General features: G+C 63.7%; 9 protein-coding genes and 3 rRNA genes. 10 read left to right on the top strand and 2 right to left on the bottom strand.

The features are described from left to right. Positions 1 to 6: 6 nt before the first annotated feature. Positions 7 to 606: an NUDIX hydrolase gene (locus R2707_06250; GenBank protein MEZ5244675.1), complete on the top strand. Its 600-nt coding sequence runs from the start codon at positions 7 to 9 to the stop codon at positions 604 to 606. A 33-nt stretch (positions 607 to 639) separates the two neighbouring features. Here the strand turns inward: R2707_06250 and R2707_06245 are convergent, their stop codons facing one another. Together R2707_06245 and R2707_06240 are read right to left on the bottom strand one after the other, a co-directional pair. Then, positions 640 to 1,203 carry a hypothetical protein gene (locus R2707_06245; protein MEZ5244674.1) on the bottom strand — a complete coding sequence of 188 codons (564 nt, stop codon included), beginning with the start codon at positions 1,201 to 1,203 and terminating at the stop codon, positions 640 to 642. Further along, on the bottom strand, positions 1,200 to 3,638 hold the full coding sequence (locus R2707_06240) for a transglycosylase domain-containing protein (protein ID MEZ5244673.1): 2,439 nt from the start codon (positions 3,636 to 3,638) through the stop codon (positions 1,200 to 1,202). The genes R2707_06245 and R2707_06240 overlap by 4 nt, the downstream gene beginning before the upstream one ends. Positions 3,639 to 3,740: 102 nt before the next feature. On the opposite strand from R2707_06240, the gene tyrS reads away from it, so the two are divergent. The 9 genes from tyrS to R2707_06195 all read left to right on the top strand — a co-directional run bounded on the left by tyrS (position 3,741) and on the right by R2707_06195 (position 16,190). Beyond that, positions 3,741 to 5,009, top strand: coding sequence for a tyrosine--tRNA ligase (tyrS, locus tag R2707_06235; protein ID MEZ5244672.1), 1,269 nt, complete (start codon positions 3,741 to 3,743; stop codon positions 5,007 to 5,009). A gap of 575 nt (positions 5,010 to 5,584) precedes the next feature. Then, positions 5,585 to 7,101 (top strand): 16S ribosomal RNA (locus tag R2707_06230). 331 nt (positions 7,102 to 7,432) lie between these two features. Continuing rightward, positions 7,433 to 10,507: ribosomal RNA gene (locus R2707_06225) — 23S ribosomal RNA — on the top strand. 119 nt (positions 10,508 to 10,626) lie between these two features. Continuing rightward, positions 10,627 to 10,743 (top strand): 5S ribosomal RNA (gene rrf / locus R2707_06220). The 16S, 23S and 5S rRNA genes sit together here, the layout of an rRNA operon. A 552-nt stretch (positions 10,744 to 11,295) precedes the next feature. After that, complete coding sequence (locus R2707_06215; GenBank protein ID MEZ5244671.1) at positions 11,296 to 12,021, top strand: hypothetical protein; 726 nt, start codon at positions 11,296 to 11,298, stop codon at positions 12,019 to 12,021. Positions 12,022 to 12,105: 84 nt separating this feature from the next. After that, positions 12,106 to 12,489, top strand: coding sequence for a hypothetical protein (locus R2707_06210; GenBank protein MEZ5244670.1), 384 nt, complete (start codon positions 12,106 to 12,108; stop codon positions 12,487 to 12,489). 82 nt (positions 12,490 to 12,571) lie between these two features. Next, positions 12,572 to 14,437: a 2-oxoacid:acceptor oxidoreductase subunit alpha gene (locus R2707_06205; protein MEZ5244669.1), complete on the top strand. Its 1,866-nt coding sequence runs from the start codon at positions 12,572 to 12,574 to the stop codon at positions 14,435 to 14,437. Continuing rightward, positions 14,434 to 15,447: a 2-oxoacid:ferredoxin oxidoreductase subunit beta gene (locus R2707_06200; protein ID MEZ5244668.1), complete on the top strand. Its 1,014-nt coding sequence runs from the start codon at positions 14,434 to 14,436 to the stop codon at positions 15,445 to 15,447. The genes R2707_06205 and R2707_06200 overlap by 4 nt, the downstream gene beginning before the upstream one ends. After that, complete coding sequence (locus R2707_06195; protein ID MEZ5244667.1) at positions 15,432 to 16,190, top strand: HAD-IIA family hydrolase; 759 nt, start codon at positions 15,432 to 15,434, stop codon at positions 16,188 to 16,190. Before R2707_06200 ends, R2707_06195 begins: the two co-directional genes overlap by 16 nt. Positions 16,191 to 16,217 lie beyond the last annotated feature (27 nt).

The following is a 16,217-nucleotide window of genomic DNA, read 5'->3' as shown; positions in this document are numbered from 1 at the left end:
GGTTTCATGTCCGCGCCCTCGTTTCTCCAGGCCGGTGACCCTCGCCTGCAACGGTCGTCATGGCTCGGCGACGCGTGGGCCGCCATCGCTCCGGTCGACCACGACGACCTCCGCGAGACCCGCGACCGCATGCGGCGACTGCTCGAGGAACGGCCCCAACCCCTGGATCGCTCCGAGCGCCCGGGTCACCTGACCGGGAGTGCATTCGTCGTCGACGCGTCGGCACAACGCACGCTGATGCTCTTCCACACGAAGTTGCAGATCTGGGTGCAACCGGGCGGCCACGCCGATGGTGATGCGAACCTCCCCGCGGTCGCGCTGCGCGAGGCTCAGGAGGAGACAGGGATCGATGGTCTGCGCATCTGGCCGATCGCGCTCGATCTCGACATCCATCGGGTCGACCCGCCGAACGAGGACGCCCACGACCACTTCGACGTTCGCTTCCTGGTGATCGCCCCCGACGACGCGGTGCTCGCAGCCAACCACGAGTCGCAGGATCAACGATGGGTTCGGGCCGACCAACTCGCGGCGCTCGGCGTCGACGAAGGATTGCAGCGCATGGCTCGCCGCGGATTCGCGCTCGCCGGTCGGCAACTCGCCGGCTAGGTGTGGGTCGCCGATGTCTGGGTGTCGAGGCGCCTAGATGTCGCGCGGCACGGCGCACGAGGCCATGTCGTTGACCTCGGCGAAGCCGTCGATCGTTCGGGTGTAGATGCCACCGGCGGCGCGCTCGGTCAGCGTGAAGGCGAGATCTTTGCGATCGGCGTCGGCCGGTGCGTCGCGGAGTAGCTCGACATACGCCTCGCGGTCGGCCACGTAGGCGTCCCAGTCGTCGAACCAGAGGGTGAGGAGTTGCACGTCGTTCTCGTCGGTGACCGCGGCGGCCTCGGCCTTCAATCCTTCGACCATCGCCACCGTGAGCCGGGTGCCCTCGGCGACGTTGATGGCTCGCTGGGCGATCGTGGTGTCGGTCGTGGTGATCGGCAAGGCGTCGAGATCGGCGGCGAAGGGCTCGCACCACTCCTGTGCGGCGTCGGCGAATGCGCGGGTGTCGAGCCGGTCGGGGTTGCTGCGGGGCGCCCACAGGTAGATCCACACCCACATGGCGGTGATCAGCAGCACCACCAGAGCGAGGGCGATGCGCGTGGGGCTCCAGTAGCGCCCCTCGAGCTCGTCGTGGGGCGCGTCGTACGCAGTGGTCATCCTCCGTCACCGCCCTCGGAGGGAGGATTGACCTTCAGGCGGACCGTGTCGATGCCGTCGCGTTCGGTGCCCCCAGGCGGATCCTGGGCCCACACCTCGCCGGCGACGACGCCGCTGTCGCCCGGTTCGGGTTGGGTCTCGTAGCTGACCTCGATGAGGAATCCGTCGCCGCCGAGTGCCTGACGGGCGACGGCCTCGGTCATTCCGATGACGTTGGGTACCGGCGAGGAGATCGGTGCGACGGCGATGCCCACCGAGACCACGGTCCCGCCCGGCACCACAAGCCCGGCGGCCGGAACCTGAGAGACGATCTGCCCTTCGGGAACGTCGTCGCGGACGACCTCGAAGGCGTTGAGCTGTAGCCGCGCCGCATCCATCTCGGCATAGAGCGCGTCGTCGACGGTACGACCGACGAGGTCGGGCATGGTCACCGTGACGGACTGTGGTGGCAGGGGGATCGTCGTGGTGGTCGAGCTCGGTGGTGGGGCGGGGAACGCCTCGACCGGCAGCCCCTCGTGGGCCAGGTCCATCACGGCCTTGAAGATCATCGCCGGGAACGTGCCGCCCTGGACGCTGCCCCCGTTGAAGTAGTTGGTCATCTGGATCTGCCCCTCCGTCGGGAACCCGACCCACACCGCGGTCGTGCGCTGGGGGGTGAAGCCGACGAAGGTCGCATCGACGTTGTTCTGTGTCGTGCCGGTCTTGCCCGCTGCGGTCCGGCCGTCGGCCAGCTGGGCTCGGGTACCGGTGCCGCCGCTCACGACACCCTCGAGGACCCAGGTCAGTTGGTGGGCCACGCTCTGGGTCAGCACCGGTTGCGGTGACGGAGAGTACTCGTAGAGCAGCGTGCCGTCGGGATTGACGACCTGGGTGACGAAGACGGGATCGACCCTCGTGCCGCTGCGACTGAAGGTGGAGTACACAGTGGCCATCTCGAGCATGTTGACGTTCTCGCTACCGAGCACCGCCGCACACACGGGCTTGATCCGGTCCTCGCCGATACCGAGCGACTCGGCCCGCTCGACGAACTTCTCTGGCCGGATCGCCACCATCACCTGGGCGAACACGGTGTTGAGCGAGCTACGGGTCGCGCGAATCAGCGAAACCCGTCCGCCGGTTCCGCCCCGCACGTTCCACGGGCCACCACAGACCTGGGGGTTGTCGATCGTGAGCCGGACCGGAGCGTCCCACATGCTCGTGACCGGCCGCCCACTCTGGAGCCACTCGGCGAGCGCGATCGGCTTCATGGACGAGCCGGCCTGGCGCCCCGTGCCTGTGGCGAGGTTGAGTTTGGCGTAGGTGCTGTCGCCGAAGAAGTCGCGACCGCCCACCATCGCGAGAACATGGCCGTCGTCGGCGGCGGTCGTGCCGAGTGTCACCACTGCGGCATCGGGGTTCTTGCGCCCGTCGGCGGCGATGTCGGGCAGCACGTCGGCCACTGCGGCTTCCGCCTTCGCCTGGAGGTCGAGATCGATGGTGGTACGGATCGTCAGGCCGCCCTCGAACAGCAGGCGAGCCCGATCCTCGCGGGTCTCCCCGAACAGTTCGTTTCCGAGGAACCATTGCTTCACCTCGTCGACGAAGTGCGCCGCCGGGTAACGCTCCTCGAGCAGCGGGATGTCCTCCACGAGCTCGATCGGCTGGAGCAGGGCGTTCTTGTACTCGTCTTCGGTGATGTAGTCGTTGGCGAACATGCGCAGGAGGACCAGGTCGCGTCGGTCGCGGGCGGCTTCGTAGTTGTCGTAGGGGTTGAAGCGGCCCGGTGCCTGGATGAGGCCGGCGATGGTGGCGGCCTCCACGAGGGTGAGTTCGGTGACCTTCAGGCAGTCCCGATCATCGGCCTGGTCGAGGCTTGCCTGACGGGCGCAGTCGGGCGGCCCGAAGTACTCGCGTGCGGCGGCCTCGACGCCGTAGGCGCCGTTGCCGAAGTAGACCCAGTTGAGGTAGCGCCCGAGGATGAACTCCTTGCTGAAGTTCTGCTCGAAGCGACGGGCCATGAAGATCTCTTCGACCTTGCGTCCCGCGGTCTGGTCGGAGCGCTCGAGGAAGACGTTGCCGACGTACTGCTGGGTGATCGTGGACCCGCCCTGGCTGATGCCGCCGGCGTTGACGTTGGATCGGGCGGCGCGCAGGATCGCCTTGAAGTCGACGCCGGAGTGGTCCCAGAACCGCTCGTCCTCGATGGCGACGACGGCGTTGTAGACGACCTCGGGGATCTGCTCGAAGAGGATGTCGGTGCGGTTCTGTTCGCCGCGGAGGTCGGTGATGGTGGTGCCGTTGCGGTCGAAGATCCGGGACGACTGCGCGGTCTCGAGCTGGTCGACGGAGAAGTCCTCGCCGAAGAGCGCTTCGAAGTCCTGCGTCTCGTAGCTGCACGCAGCCGAGAGCGACGCGAGGACCAAGAGCGCGAGGAGGAGGCGACGTGGGCGGCGCATGAGCGCCCATTCTGTCCGCGAACGCGCGGTGATCCACGGCAGGGACGCGCGAACATCCGAATTCACGATCCACCGCAGTCGCACATGCCTATCCTCGGTGCCGTGACAACGCCTGGGTCCGGTTCCGCCATCCTCGACGATCTCCGTTCCCGGGGGTTGATCCAGGACTCGACCGACGAGGCTGCTCTTCGTCGCCGCCTCGACGAGGGTCCGATCACCCTCTACTGCGGCTTCGATCCGACCGCCGACAGCCTCCACATCGGCAACCTCGTTCCGCTCCTGCTCCTTCGGAGGTTCCAGGATTTCGGTCATCGGCCCATCGCCCTGGCGGGTGGCGCCACCGGGATGGTCGGCGATCCGTCCGGGCGTTCCGATGAGCGCAACCTCCTCGATGCCGACACCCTGGGCCGCAACCTGGCGGCCATCCGGAGCCAGCTGGCCGCCATCGTCGACATCGACGACGGTGGTCAGCTCGTCGACAACCGCGAGTGGACGGTCGGGGTCGAAGTGCTCGACTTCCTGCGCGATGTCGGCAAGCACGTCACTGTCAACACCATGCTCGCCAAGGAGTCCATCAGGAGTCGGCTCGAGGGCGAGCAGGGGATCTCGTTCACCGAGTTCAGCTACATGCTCTTGCAGGCCAACGACTTCGTCGAGCTCCATGCCCGCTACGGCTGCGAGTTGCAGGTGGGTGGATCCGACCAGTGGGGCAACATCACTGCAGGGATCGACATGATCCGTCGGCGCCGCCAGGCCCACGTCCACGGACTCACGGTGCCGCTCGTGACCCGATCCGACGGCGCCAAGTTCGGCAAGACCGCCGATGGCGCGGTGTGGCTGTCGCCCGACCGCACGCTGCCATACGAGTTCCATCAGTACTTCCTGCGGACCGACGACCGAGACGTCGAGCGGTTCCTGCTCCAACTCACGCTGCTACCCGTCGCCGATGTCGCCGACGTCATGGCCGAGCACCAGCGGTCGCCGGAGGCCCGTCATGGGCAAGGCGTACTCGCCGACCAGGTGACTGCCTTGGTGCACGGCGACGACCAGGTGCGGCGGGCCCGCCGCGCTGCCGGCGCCCTGTTCGGTGCAGACCCGCTCGACGGTGAGGGCCTCGAGTCGCTCCGCGGCATCGTGCCCGAGACCGAACTCTCCGAGCCACTCGATCCCGATGAACCGGTGGTCGCGCTCTTGGTTGCGACGGGGGTGTGCGCCTCGAAGGGAGAGGCGCGGCGCACGATCGAACAGGGTGGTATCCGTGTCAACGGCGAGAAGGTGGCGGCCGCCGCGGATTCCGTGGCGTTCATCGACGACCGCTACGCCCTCGTGCAGCGGGGAAAGAAGCAGCGCCACCTCGCGGTGCGGGTCTGAACGCTGCGTGTGACGTGGTTCACAAAGATCCCCGGCGCGCGATCAGGGTGGCGCCGGTAGTGTGCTCTGGCGCTTGAAGGTGAGTGCGGCCCATCGGCCGGATCCACCGGAAAAATCGTGAGTGAAGGGGTTGACGCTCCGACACTCTCCCGGTAGCGTGACCTTTCGCCTCTGTGGGCAATAGCCCCTGGAAGCTTCTGCAAGGCACCGACGGCAATCGAGTCCGCTCGATCCGCGTGCCCGGCACACAATCTCCGCAACAGCGATGTCGCGGCGAGCCAACGTGTCGATCGCACCTTGAAAACGGAAGAGACGGACGCAAAAGCGAGTGCGGGTGACGTTTTGGGTTTCGCAATCCAGAACGGCATCTGTCAATTCAAATATGCCGGGGCTCTCAACGGCCCCGGCGAGCCACGTCACACGGTCTTCGGATCGTGGGGCAAAACAAAATGGTCACTGCAGCCAGCGGTGGCCGGCTCTCAGTACGCGGCTTCTCCATGCGATCACCGGGCTTGCCCGGTGGTTGGAGAGGCAGCAACCCGATTCAAGGACCGGCTTCGGCTGGTCTGGAGATCTCGACGGAGAGTTTGATCCTGGCTCAGGACGAACGCTGGCGGCGTGCCTAACACATGCAAGTCGAACGAGATCCCGGAGCTTGCTCCGGGGGACAGTGGCGAACGGGTGAGTAACACGTGAGAAACCTGCCCTAGAGACCGGGACAACCGTTGGAAACGACGGCTAATACCGGATGCCTTCACATGGCCGCATGGCCGAGTGAAGAAAGCTCAGGCGCTCTAGGAGGGTCTCGCGGCCTATCAGCTAGTTGGTGAGGTAACGGCTCACCAAGGCATCGACGGGTAGCTGGTCTGAGAGGACGATCAGCCACACTGGGACTGAGACACGGCCCAGACTCCTACGGGAGGCAGCAGTGGGGAATATTGCGCAATGGGCGAAAGCCTGACGCAGCAACGCCGCGTGTGGGATGACAGCTTTCGGGTTGTAAACCACTTTCAGTGACGACGAAAATGACGGTAGTCACAGAAGAAGGTCCGGCCAACTACGTGCCAGCAGCCGCGGTAACACGTAGGGACCAAGCGTTGTCCGGATTTATTGGGCGTAAAGAGCTCGTAGGCGGTTCCGTAAGTCGGATGTGAAAACTCGGGGCTCAACCCCGAGACGCCATCTGATACTGCGGTGACTAGAGTCCGGTAGGGGAGCGTGGAATTCCTGGTGTAGCGGTGGAATGCGCAGATATCAGGAGGAACACCAATGGCGAAGGCAGTGCTCTGGGCCGGTACTGACGCTGAGGAGCGAAAGCATGGGGAGCAAACAGGATTAGATACCCTGGTAGTCCATGCCGTAAACGTTGGGCACTAGGTGTGGGATCTTCTAACGGATTCCGTGCCGTAGCTAACGCATTAAGTGCCCCGCCTGGGGAGTACGGCCGCAAGGCTAAAACTCAAAGGAATTGACGGGGGCCCGCACAAGCGGCGGAGCATGTTGCTTAATTCGAGGCAACGCGAAGAACCTTACCTGGGTTTGACATGTACCGAAAAGCCATAGAGATATGGTGTCCTTCGGGGCGGTACACAGGTGGTGCATGGCTGTCGTCAGCTCGTGTCGTGAGATGTTGGGTTAAGTCCCGCAACGAGCGCAACCCTCGTCCTATGTTGCCAGCACGTAATGGTGGGGACTCGTAGGAGACTGCCGGGGTCAACTCGGAGGAAGGTGGGGATGACGTCAAGTCATCATGCCCCTTATATCCAGGGCTGCAAACATGCTACAATGGCCAGTACAGAGGGCTGCGAGACCGCGAGGTCGAGCGAATCCCATAAAGCCGGTCTCAGTTCGGATTGGAGTCTGCAACTCGACTCCATGAAGCTGGAGTCGCTAGTAATCCCGGATCAGCAACGCCGGGGTGAATACGTTCCCGGGCCTTGTACACACCGCCCGTCACACCACGAAAGTCGGCAACACCCGAAGTCAGTGGCCTAACCCCCCGGGGAAGGAGCTGCCGAAGGTGGGGTTGGTGATTGGGGTGAAGTCGTAACAAGGTAGCCGTACCGGAAGGTGCGGCTGGATCACCTCCTTTCTAAGGAGCTCCTCTCGATGATCCGGCTCATATGAGCCGGCGACTCGAGTAGGTTCCCAGTTAGGCACTCGCTATTCGTTCACTGCCCTCACGAAAACCTGCATGCAGGCGAGTAGGAGCGCAGTGTCGGTGTTCGTCTCTTCCGCTTTGAAGGCGTGGTCGTATCCGGCCGCTCTTCACAGACGCTCTGCCCCTCACACGGCCCTCGGTCGGTGCGGGGCATTCGTCGTGTACGCCTCTTGAGAATTGCATAGCGAGCACGAGCATCTTTAAATAGATGTCGTCTACTTTCGAGTAGACGAATAAATATCAATTTCTTGAAATGTAGAAATTCCAAGCTACTAAGAGCCAACGGTGGATGCCTTGGCACTGACTACCGATGAAGGTCGTGAGAGGCTGCGATAAGCCGCGGGGAGCTGCCGACTAAGCGTCGATCCGCGGATGACCGAATGGGGAAACCCAGCACTCGTAATGGGGTGTTACTCCTGTCTGAACACATAGGGCAGGTAGAGGGAACCTGGTGAACTGAAACATCTAAGTAACCAGAGGAAAAGAAAGCAACAGCGACTCCCTGAGTAGCGGCGAGCGAAACGGGATGAGCCTAAACCAGTGTGGTGGAAAGCCTGACGGCGTTGCCACATTGGGGTCGTGGGAACCGATAGAGGACGCGTCAGAGTCCTCACGGAGTTACAAAGCAAGTGTGTAGTGGAACGACCCTGGAAAGGTCGGCCGTAGAGGGTAATGGCCCCGTACACGAAACGCATCTTGCCTCCGATCGTGTCTCCCGAGTAGCGCCGGATCCGGGAAAGCCGGCGTGAATCTGCGAGGACCACCTCGTAAGGCTACGTATACGTCAGTGACCGATAGTGAACTAGTACCGTGAGGGAAAGGTGAAAAGTACCCCGGGAGGGGAGTGAAATAGTACCTGAAACCGTTGGTTTACAAGCAGTCAGAGCGTCGTCACTTCGGTGGCCGCGATGGCGTGCCTTTTGAAGAATGAGCCTACGAGTTACGGTGTGTGGCAAGGTTAACCCGTGAGGGGAAGCCGGAGCGAAAGCGAGTCTGAACAGGGCGTTCAGTCGCATGCTGTAGACCCGAAGCCGAGTGATCTAGCCATGGGCAGTGTGAAGCGGGGGTAAGACCCCGTGGAGGCGCGAACCCACTTCGGTTGAAAACGGAGGGGATGACCTGTGGTTAGGGGTGAAAGGCCAATCAAACTCGGTGATAGCTGGTTCTCCGCGAAATGCATTTAGGTGCAGCGTCGCATGTTCAGCCATGGAGGTAGAGCACTGGATGGGTTAGGGGCCCCACAAGGTTACCGACCCCAACCAAACTCCGAATGCCATGGTTCCAGAGTGCGGCAGTGAGACCCCGGGGGATGAGCTTCGGTGGTCGAGAGGGAAACAGCCCAGAACACCAGCTAAGGCCCCTAATTCTGTACTAAGTGGTAAACGATGTGGGATTGCACAGACAGCCAGGAGGTTGGCTTAGAAGCAGCCACCCTTGAAAGAGTGCGTAATAGCTCACTGGTCGAGTGATCCTGCGCGGACAATGTAACGGGGCTCAAGTACAGAGCCGAAGCTGTGTATTCGTACGCAAGTACGAGTGGTAGCGGAGCGTCGATCTCGCAGAGAAGCGGCGGTGGAAACCGTCGTGGAGCGTGGTCGAGTGCGAATGTAGGCATGAGTAGCGAAAGAGGGGTGAGAAACCCCTCCGCCGAAAGCCCAAGGGTTCCTGGGGAAGGCTAATCCTCCCAGGGTGAGTCGGGAGCTAAGGCGAGGCCGCGAGGCGTAGTCGATGCACAACTGGTTGATATTCCAGTACCACCACATTATGCGCCCATGTCAAAGCAACTTTGCTAAGGGGATGCTGCTAGCCCGTAAAACGGCCGGCAGACGAACCGACCCAGGTTGTGGCGGCAAGCAATGCGGGGACGCAGGAAGGTAAGTGATCCCAGGTGATGGTTATCCTGGGGTAAGCGTGTAGGGAGAGGCCCAGGTAAGTCCGGTCCTCATGAATCCTGAGACGCGACGCCGAACGAATTGTCGTGAAGTCACTGATCCTATGCTGCCAAGAAAAGCCGCTAGCTAGTACGTGTGGTGCCCGTACCCCAAACCAACACAGGTGGGCAGGTAGAGAATACCAAGGTGATTGGGAGAACTATGGTTAAGGAACTCGGCAAAATGCGTCCGTAACTTCGGGAGAAGGACGACCCCACTAGGGTGACGACACTTGCTGTCTGAGCTCGAAGGGGTGGCACAAACCAGTGGGAAGCGACTGTTTACTAAAAACACAGCAGCGTGCGAAGCCGTAAGGCGCTGTATACGCTGTGACTCCTGCCCGGTGCTGGAAGGTTACGGGGAAGGGTTAGCTCTCGAGCGAAGCTCTGAACCTAAGCCCCAGTAAACGGCGGCCGTAACTATAACGGTCCTAAGGTAGCGAAATTCCTTGTCGGGTAAGTTCCGACCTGCACGAATGGAGTAACGACTCCCCAACTGTCTCAACCATAGACCCAGCGAAATTGAAGTACGAGTAAAGATGCTCGTTAGCTACAGAAGGACGGAAAGACCCCGTGGACCTTTACTACAGTTTGGTATTGGTTTTTGGTCTGAGTTGTGTAGGATAGGTGGGAGACTAGGAAGCATCGGCGCCAGCTGGTGTGGAGTCGTCCTTGAAATACCACCCTTCTCATGCTGGAAATCTAACTTCGGCCCGTTATCCGGGTCAGGGACAGTGCCAGGTGGGTAGTTTGACTGGGGCGGTCGCCTCCTAAAGTGTAACGGAGGCGCTCAAAGGTTCCCTCAGACTGGTTGGCAATCAGTCGTCGAGTGCAATGGCACAAGGGAGCTTGACTGCGAGACTTACAAGTCGAGCAGGTACGAAAGTAGGAGCTAGTGATCCGGCGGTTGCGTGTGGAAGCGCCGTCGCTCAACGGATAAAAGGTACCCCGGGGATAACAGGCTAATCTTCCCCAAGAGTCCATATCGACGGGAAGGTTTGGCACCTCGATGTCGGCTCATCGCATCCTGGGGCTGAAGCAGGTCCCAAGGGTTGGGCTGTTCGCCCATTAAAGCGGTACGCGAGCTGGGTTTAGAACGTCGTGAGACAGTTCGGTCCCTATCCTCTGTAGCCGGAAGAGATTTGAGGAAATCTGTCCCTAGTACGAGAGGACCGGGATGGACGTAGCTCTCGTGTGCCAGTTGTCCTGCCAAGGGCATGGCTGGTTGGCGACCTACGGAAGGGATAACCGCTGAAAGCATCTAAGCGGGAAGCCTGTTCCAAGATGAGATCTCTCACCGGGTTAACCGGGTAAGGCCTGTGGTAGAACACCACGTTGATAGGCCGGAAGTGTACGCACAGCAATGTGTTCAGCTGACCGGTACTAATCGGCCGAGGGCTTGGTTTCGCATTTCATGTACGGTTGTTCGTGCTCGCTATGGAGTTCTGAAGAGGTAGGGGTCCACCGACCCCACCCTTTCGGCGTTGGTGACGGCTTTTGCGGTCACACAATGCCAACTCAACAGTTTCGGTGGCGATAGCGACAGGGTCATACCCGTTCCCATTCCGAACACGGAAGTCAAGCCTGTCAGCGCCGATGGTACTTGGGACGTCAGTCCCTGGGAGAGTAGGACGCCGCCGGATTTCTCACGCCGCTCGCCCGTTCACAGGGCTCGAGCAGTGCACAGAAACGATGAGCTCGGGCCCCGCTTCGGCGGGGCCCGAGTACGTTTTGCTCGGATAGGATCGGTCGCCATGCCCAACGAACGTTCCCGCGACAGTCGAGCAGGTTCTCGCGCGTCATCGCGCGGGCCGGCGAAGGGACGTCCCGGCGGCGGCACCGGCCGTACCGGCGGGCCGAAGGGGCGCGACGGGCGCGGTCGCGACGGGCAGGAAGGTGAACGCCGCCCGCCAGGACCCGATCTCGCAGGTCCAGCCAAATGGGGGCGGATCGCACGAGGCGGTGCGGGGCGCATGGAGTCTCCGGCGATCGGTACCGAGGGCTTCGATGATTTCCCGGCGAAGCGGCCTCGCAAGCCTCGCACTCCCTCCGAGACCGATGGCCCGTCGGACCGAGATTCCCCGGCCATCGACACCGATGCCGATGCGGATTCCGCTGACACGGCCGGTCCGCTCGGATCCACGACGTCGGAGACACGGCCGGAGCGCAAGGCGCCGCCGAAGAGGGAACGCTCCTTGCCGGGGGCTGCTGATCTCGAACGGCACGCCAGCGACGCCGTTCGCCGAGGTCGCGGCAAGGCGACCCGCGAACGCAAGCCACTGGGGTCGCGGCCGCAACGGGTCCAGGACCCTGCGGTCGTGTTGGCCCGGCTCGTCGGTGCCGATCGAGCGAAGAGCCTCAGCCGGAAGCTGAACGACGGCGGCCGTGCGTTTCAGGCGGAGCGGTTCGCCGACGCTCGGACATTGTTGCGCCCGGTGGTCAAGGAGGCGCCGTCGCTCCCCGAAGGCCGTGAGCTCATGGGGCTGACCCTGTATCGGCTGGGAAAGTGGCGAGAGGCCATCGATCAGTTGGAGATCTTCCGCGAGCTCACCGATTCGACGGAGCAGCACCCGGTGCTGGCCGACTGCTATCGGGCGCTCGGGCGACTCGATGATGTCGAGTTTCTGTGGCAGGAGCTCGGTGACGCATCGCCGAGCGGTGAGATCGTCACCGAGGGGCGCATCGTCCTCGCCGGCGCCTATGCCGACGAGGGTGACCTCGCCAAGGCGATCCGGACACTGCAATCGGGCTGGAAGTTGCCGAAGAACCCGGGGGATCAGCATCTCCGTCGTGCCTACGCATTGGCCGACTTCTACGACAGGGCCGGCAAGGCCGCCCGGGCGAGAGAACTGTTCAAGTGGATCGCCGGACACGAGCCGCGGTTCGTCGACGTCAAGACCCGGGTCAAGCAGCTGAGCTGATCGGCGTGTCACACCCGTTCGCTAGCGTCGGGTTCGTCACTTCCCCTCTCGACGCGGCGACTGCCGCGAGGTGAAGGGAAACCAATGGCCACAGACACCGTGGGTCCGCTCGACGGATCGTTCAACATCTGCGTCGTGCAAGGGGAGTTGACCTCCGATGTGCGAGTCTCCGACCTGCCCGCCGGTGGGGTCGTGCACAACTTCGAGATGCGGGCGGGAGCCGATGGCGAGGCGCACACCGTGCCGGTCGCGTGGCACGACCCGATCCGGCCGCCGAAGCTGCGGCGTGGTGACGGTGTCGTGGTCGTGGGTGCGGTTCGGCGCCGATGGTTTCGGGCCGGTGGTGCAAGCCACAGCCGCACCGAGCTGTTGGCCGACTGCGTGGCCAAGGCGGGGTCGATTCGGTCCGCGAAGGCTGTCGAAGCCGCCGCGGCGAGATTGCATGGGCCGGGCCCGTCGAAGCGCTGACGGGGGATGCACCACCTTCGCGTCCGTGTGGTTAGGGTGGCGCTTGCCTGTCATCAGTGTCGCTGGCGGGCAAGGGGGCACGGTGACCAACACAGAAGAGCGCTCGTCCGAGATCCGGGAAGTCGATCAGATCGTCGTCCGATTCGCGGGCGACTCGGGCGACGGCATGCAGCTGACGGGCGATCGTTTCACCTCGGCAAGTGCGTTGTTCGGAAACGATCTTGCCACGCTGCCGGAGTTTCCCGCCGAGATTCGTGCCCCAGCCGGCACTCTCGCCGGCGTCTCGGCGTTTCAGGTGCACATCTCGGATCACGACATCCACACGCACGGCGATGCGCCGAACGTGTTGGTCGCGATGAATCCGGCGGCGATGAAGAGCGACCTCGGGAAGCTCGAGCCGGGCGGAACGGTGATCGTCAACACCGACGCCTTCGAGGAACGCAATCTGGCGAAGGCCGGCTACGACGCGAATCCGCTCGACGATGGCTCGCTCGACGGCTTCACCGTCATCCGTGCGCCCATGACCGAGCTGACCAAGGAGGTCTGCAAGGACCTCGGCGTCAAGCCTCGCGACGCCGAGCGGTCGAAGAACTTCTTCGCCCTCGGTCTCGTGTCGTGGCTCTACACCCGGCCGACGGATCCGACCCTGCACTGGATTCGCGAGAAGTTCGCCGGCAAGGATCTCGTGATCGCGGCGAACGAGGCGGCGTTCAAGGCCGGGCATGCGTTCGGCGAGACCGCGGAGCTGAGCGCCAGCCGGCTCGCGGTGCGGCCGGCGCAGTTGCCGCCGGGCACCTACACGAACATCAACGGCAACACCGCGCTCTCGTGGGGTCTCATCGCTGCGTCGCAGAAGGCCGGGATTCCGATCTTCCTCGGCTCGTACCCGATCACGCCGGCCAGCGACATCCTCCACGAGCTCGCCAAGCACAAGAACTTCGGGGTGCGCACGCTGCAGGCCGAGGACGAGATCGCCGCAATCGGATCCGCACTCGGCGCGAGCTACGGCGGCCTCCTCGGTGTGACCACCACGAGCGGGCCCGGCGTCGCGCTGAAGGGCGAGACGCTCGGACTGGCTGTCAGCCTCGAGCTGCCGCTGGTGCTGGTCGACATCCAGCGTGGCGGTCCGTCGACCGGTTTGCCGACCAAGACCGAGGCCGCCGACTTGATGATGGCCCGCTACGGGCGTCACGGTGAGGCGCCCCTCCCGATCGTGTCGGCGAACTCCCCGTCGGATTGCTTCAACGCCGCGTTCGAAGCGGTTCGGATCGCACTGCGGTACCGCACGCCCGTCATCTTGTTGTCCGACGGCTACCTGGCGAACGGAACCGAGCCGTGGCGGCTGCCCGATGTCGACTCGCTGCCCGACATCCCGGTCGAGTTCGCGTCCGGGATGAATGCACTCAACGAGGACGGCGATCCCGTCTTCTGGCCCTACCTGCGCAATGACGATCTCGCCCGCCCCTGGGCCGTCCCCGGGACCGACGGACTCATGCACCGCATCGGCGGAATCGAGAAGCAGGACGGTACGGGCAACATCAGCTACGACCCGGTGAACCACGGGCACATGGTCGACCTGCGCGAGGAACGGATCGACAAGATCGCCGAGTCGTACCCGGCGACCGACATCGTCGGCGACGACGACGGCCTGTTGTTGCTCGGGTGGGGATCGACCTGGGGAGCGATCACCGGAGCCGCCGGGCGGCTGCGTCGTGGCGGCCGTCGCGTCGGCCACGTCCACCTTCGCAACCTCCATCCGTTGCCGAACGATCTCGGGGAGATCCTGGGGAGATACGACCAGGTGATCATTCCCGAGATGAACCTCGGCCAATTGTCGGCGCTGGTGCGCGCGGAGTACCTGGTCGACGCGAAGTCGATCTCGAAGGTGACGGGCCAGCCCTTCACCGCCGGCGAACTCGTGGCTCGTATCGAGGAGATAGTCAAGTGAGCGACACCGCAACAACCACCAAGAAGGACTGGTCGAGCGATCAGGAGGTGCGCTGGTGCCCCGGCTGCGGCGACTACTCCATTCTCACGGCCATGCAACTGCTGATGCCGGAGATCGGCACCCGTCGAGAAGAGACGGTGTTCATCTCGGGCATCGGCTGCGCCGCCCGGTTCCCGTATTACATGAACACCTACGGGATGCACAGCATCCACGGGCGTGCTCCCGCGATCGCGACCGGCCTGGCGCTGGCTCGACCCGATCTCGACGTCTGGGTCGTCGGCGGCGATGGCGACATGCTGTCGATCGGCGGCAACCATCTGATCCACGCCCTGCGCCGCAACGTCAACCTGACCATCTTGTTGTTCAACAACCAGATCTACGGATTGACCAAGGGCCAGTACTCGCCGACCAGTGAAGTCGGGAAGGTGACGAAGTCGACCCCGATGGGCTCGCTCGACACGCCGTTCAATCCGATCTCGGTGGCGCTCGGTGCGGAAGCGAGCTTCGTCGCCCGCACTCACGACATGGACCGCGCACACATGCAGGCGATGTTTCGCCGCGCCCACGACCACAAGGGCGCGGCGATCGTCGAGGTGTACCAGAACTGCAACGTGTTCAACGACGGCGCGTTCGACCAGATCACGAAGAAGGACGTTCGCGATGACATGCTCATCGATCTCGTCCACGGCGAGCCGGTCACGTTCGGTTCTGAGGGCCAGCACGGCGTGATGCTCGACCAGGGCAGCGCTCGCATCGTCGATGTGGCCGATGTCGGTCTGGATGCGATCGTGGTCCACGACGAGACAGCCCCCGACCCGTCGGTCGCGTTCGCGCTCAGCCGGCTTGCGTCGGACCGCCACAGTCCGACCCCGGTGGGGGTGTTTCGCGCCGTCGAGCGGCCCGACTACGGCGCCGGCGTCGACGCCCAGCTCGCTGCGGCGCAGACCACCAAGGGTGGCGGCGATCTCAAGGGTCTGCTCCACAGCCTCCCGACCTGGGAGGTCAGCTGACCGCCTGGGCCATCGACCTCGACGGTGTGATCTGGCGCGGGACAGAGACGGTGCCGGGTGCGCCGGAGGCGATCGAACTGCTTCGGCGCGACGGTGCGCCGTTGGCGTTCGTCACGAACTCCGCAGCCCGCACGCCGCGTCAGGTCGCCGAGAAGCTCGCATCGCACGGGATTCCCGATGCCGAGGACTTCGTCGTCACCGCCGCCATGGCGGCGGCGGCGATGGTCGAACCCGGGCAGCGGGTCCTGATGGTCGGCAGCGACGGGCTTCGTCAGGCGCTGCTCGAGCGCGGCGCGGACCTGGTCGAGTCGGGAACGGTCGATGTGGTGGCGGTCGGGATCACGCCCGATTTCGACTATGCGGCCATGACCGCGGCGATGCGGGCTGTTCGTTCGGGGGCTCGGTTCATCGCGACCAACGACGATGCCACGTTTCCCGACGCCGACGGACTGCTCCCGGGAAATGGCGCGCTGGTCGCAGCGATCGCCACATGCGCAGAGCAAGTGCCGGAGATCGCCGGGAAGCCCCACGCGCCGATCGCTGCATTCGTTCGCGATCGGTTGGGCGACACCGGCATCATGGTCGGTGATCGGCCCGAGACCGACGGGCGCTTCGCCGTCTCGGTCGGCTACGACTTCGCCCTGGTGCTCAGTGGCGTCGTCGGCGTCGGGGACCTGCCCGTGGAGCCGACGCCACAGTTCGTGGCCGACGACATCTTGTCGTTGGTGCGACGCGTGCACTGATCCGCCGCCGTTTCTCACGGAACGCGG

The sequence above is a fragment of the Acidimicrobiales bacterium genome (assembly GCA_041394245.1).
GTDB lineage: Bacteria > Actinomycetota > Acidimicrobiia > Acidimicrobiales > Aldehydirespiratoraceae > JAJRXC01.
The sequence above is the reverse complement of the archived record's forward strand: the minus strand, read 5'-3'. Positions and strand labels throughout refer to the sequence as shown.

Bases quoted from the DNA above. Each gene is read 5' to 3' on its own strand.
- R2707_06250 (MEZ5244675.1), top strand. From the start codon at position 7: ATGTCCGCGCCCTCGTTTCTCCAGGCCGGTGACCCTCGCCTGCAACGG.
- R2707_06245 (MEZ5244674.1), bottom strand. From the start codon at position 1,203: ATGACCACTGCGTACGACGCGCCCCACGACGAGCTCGAGGGGCGCTAC.
- R2707_06240 (MEZ5244673.1), bottom strand. From the start codon at position 3,638: ATGCGCCGCCCACGTCGCCTCCTCCTCGCGCTCTTGGTCCTCGCGTCG.
- R2707_06210 (MEZ5244670.1), top strand. From the start codon at position 12,106: ATGGCCACAGACACCGTGGGTCCGCTCGACGGATCGTTCAACATCTGC.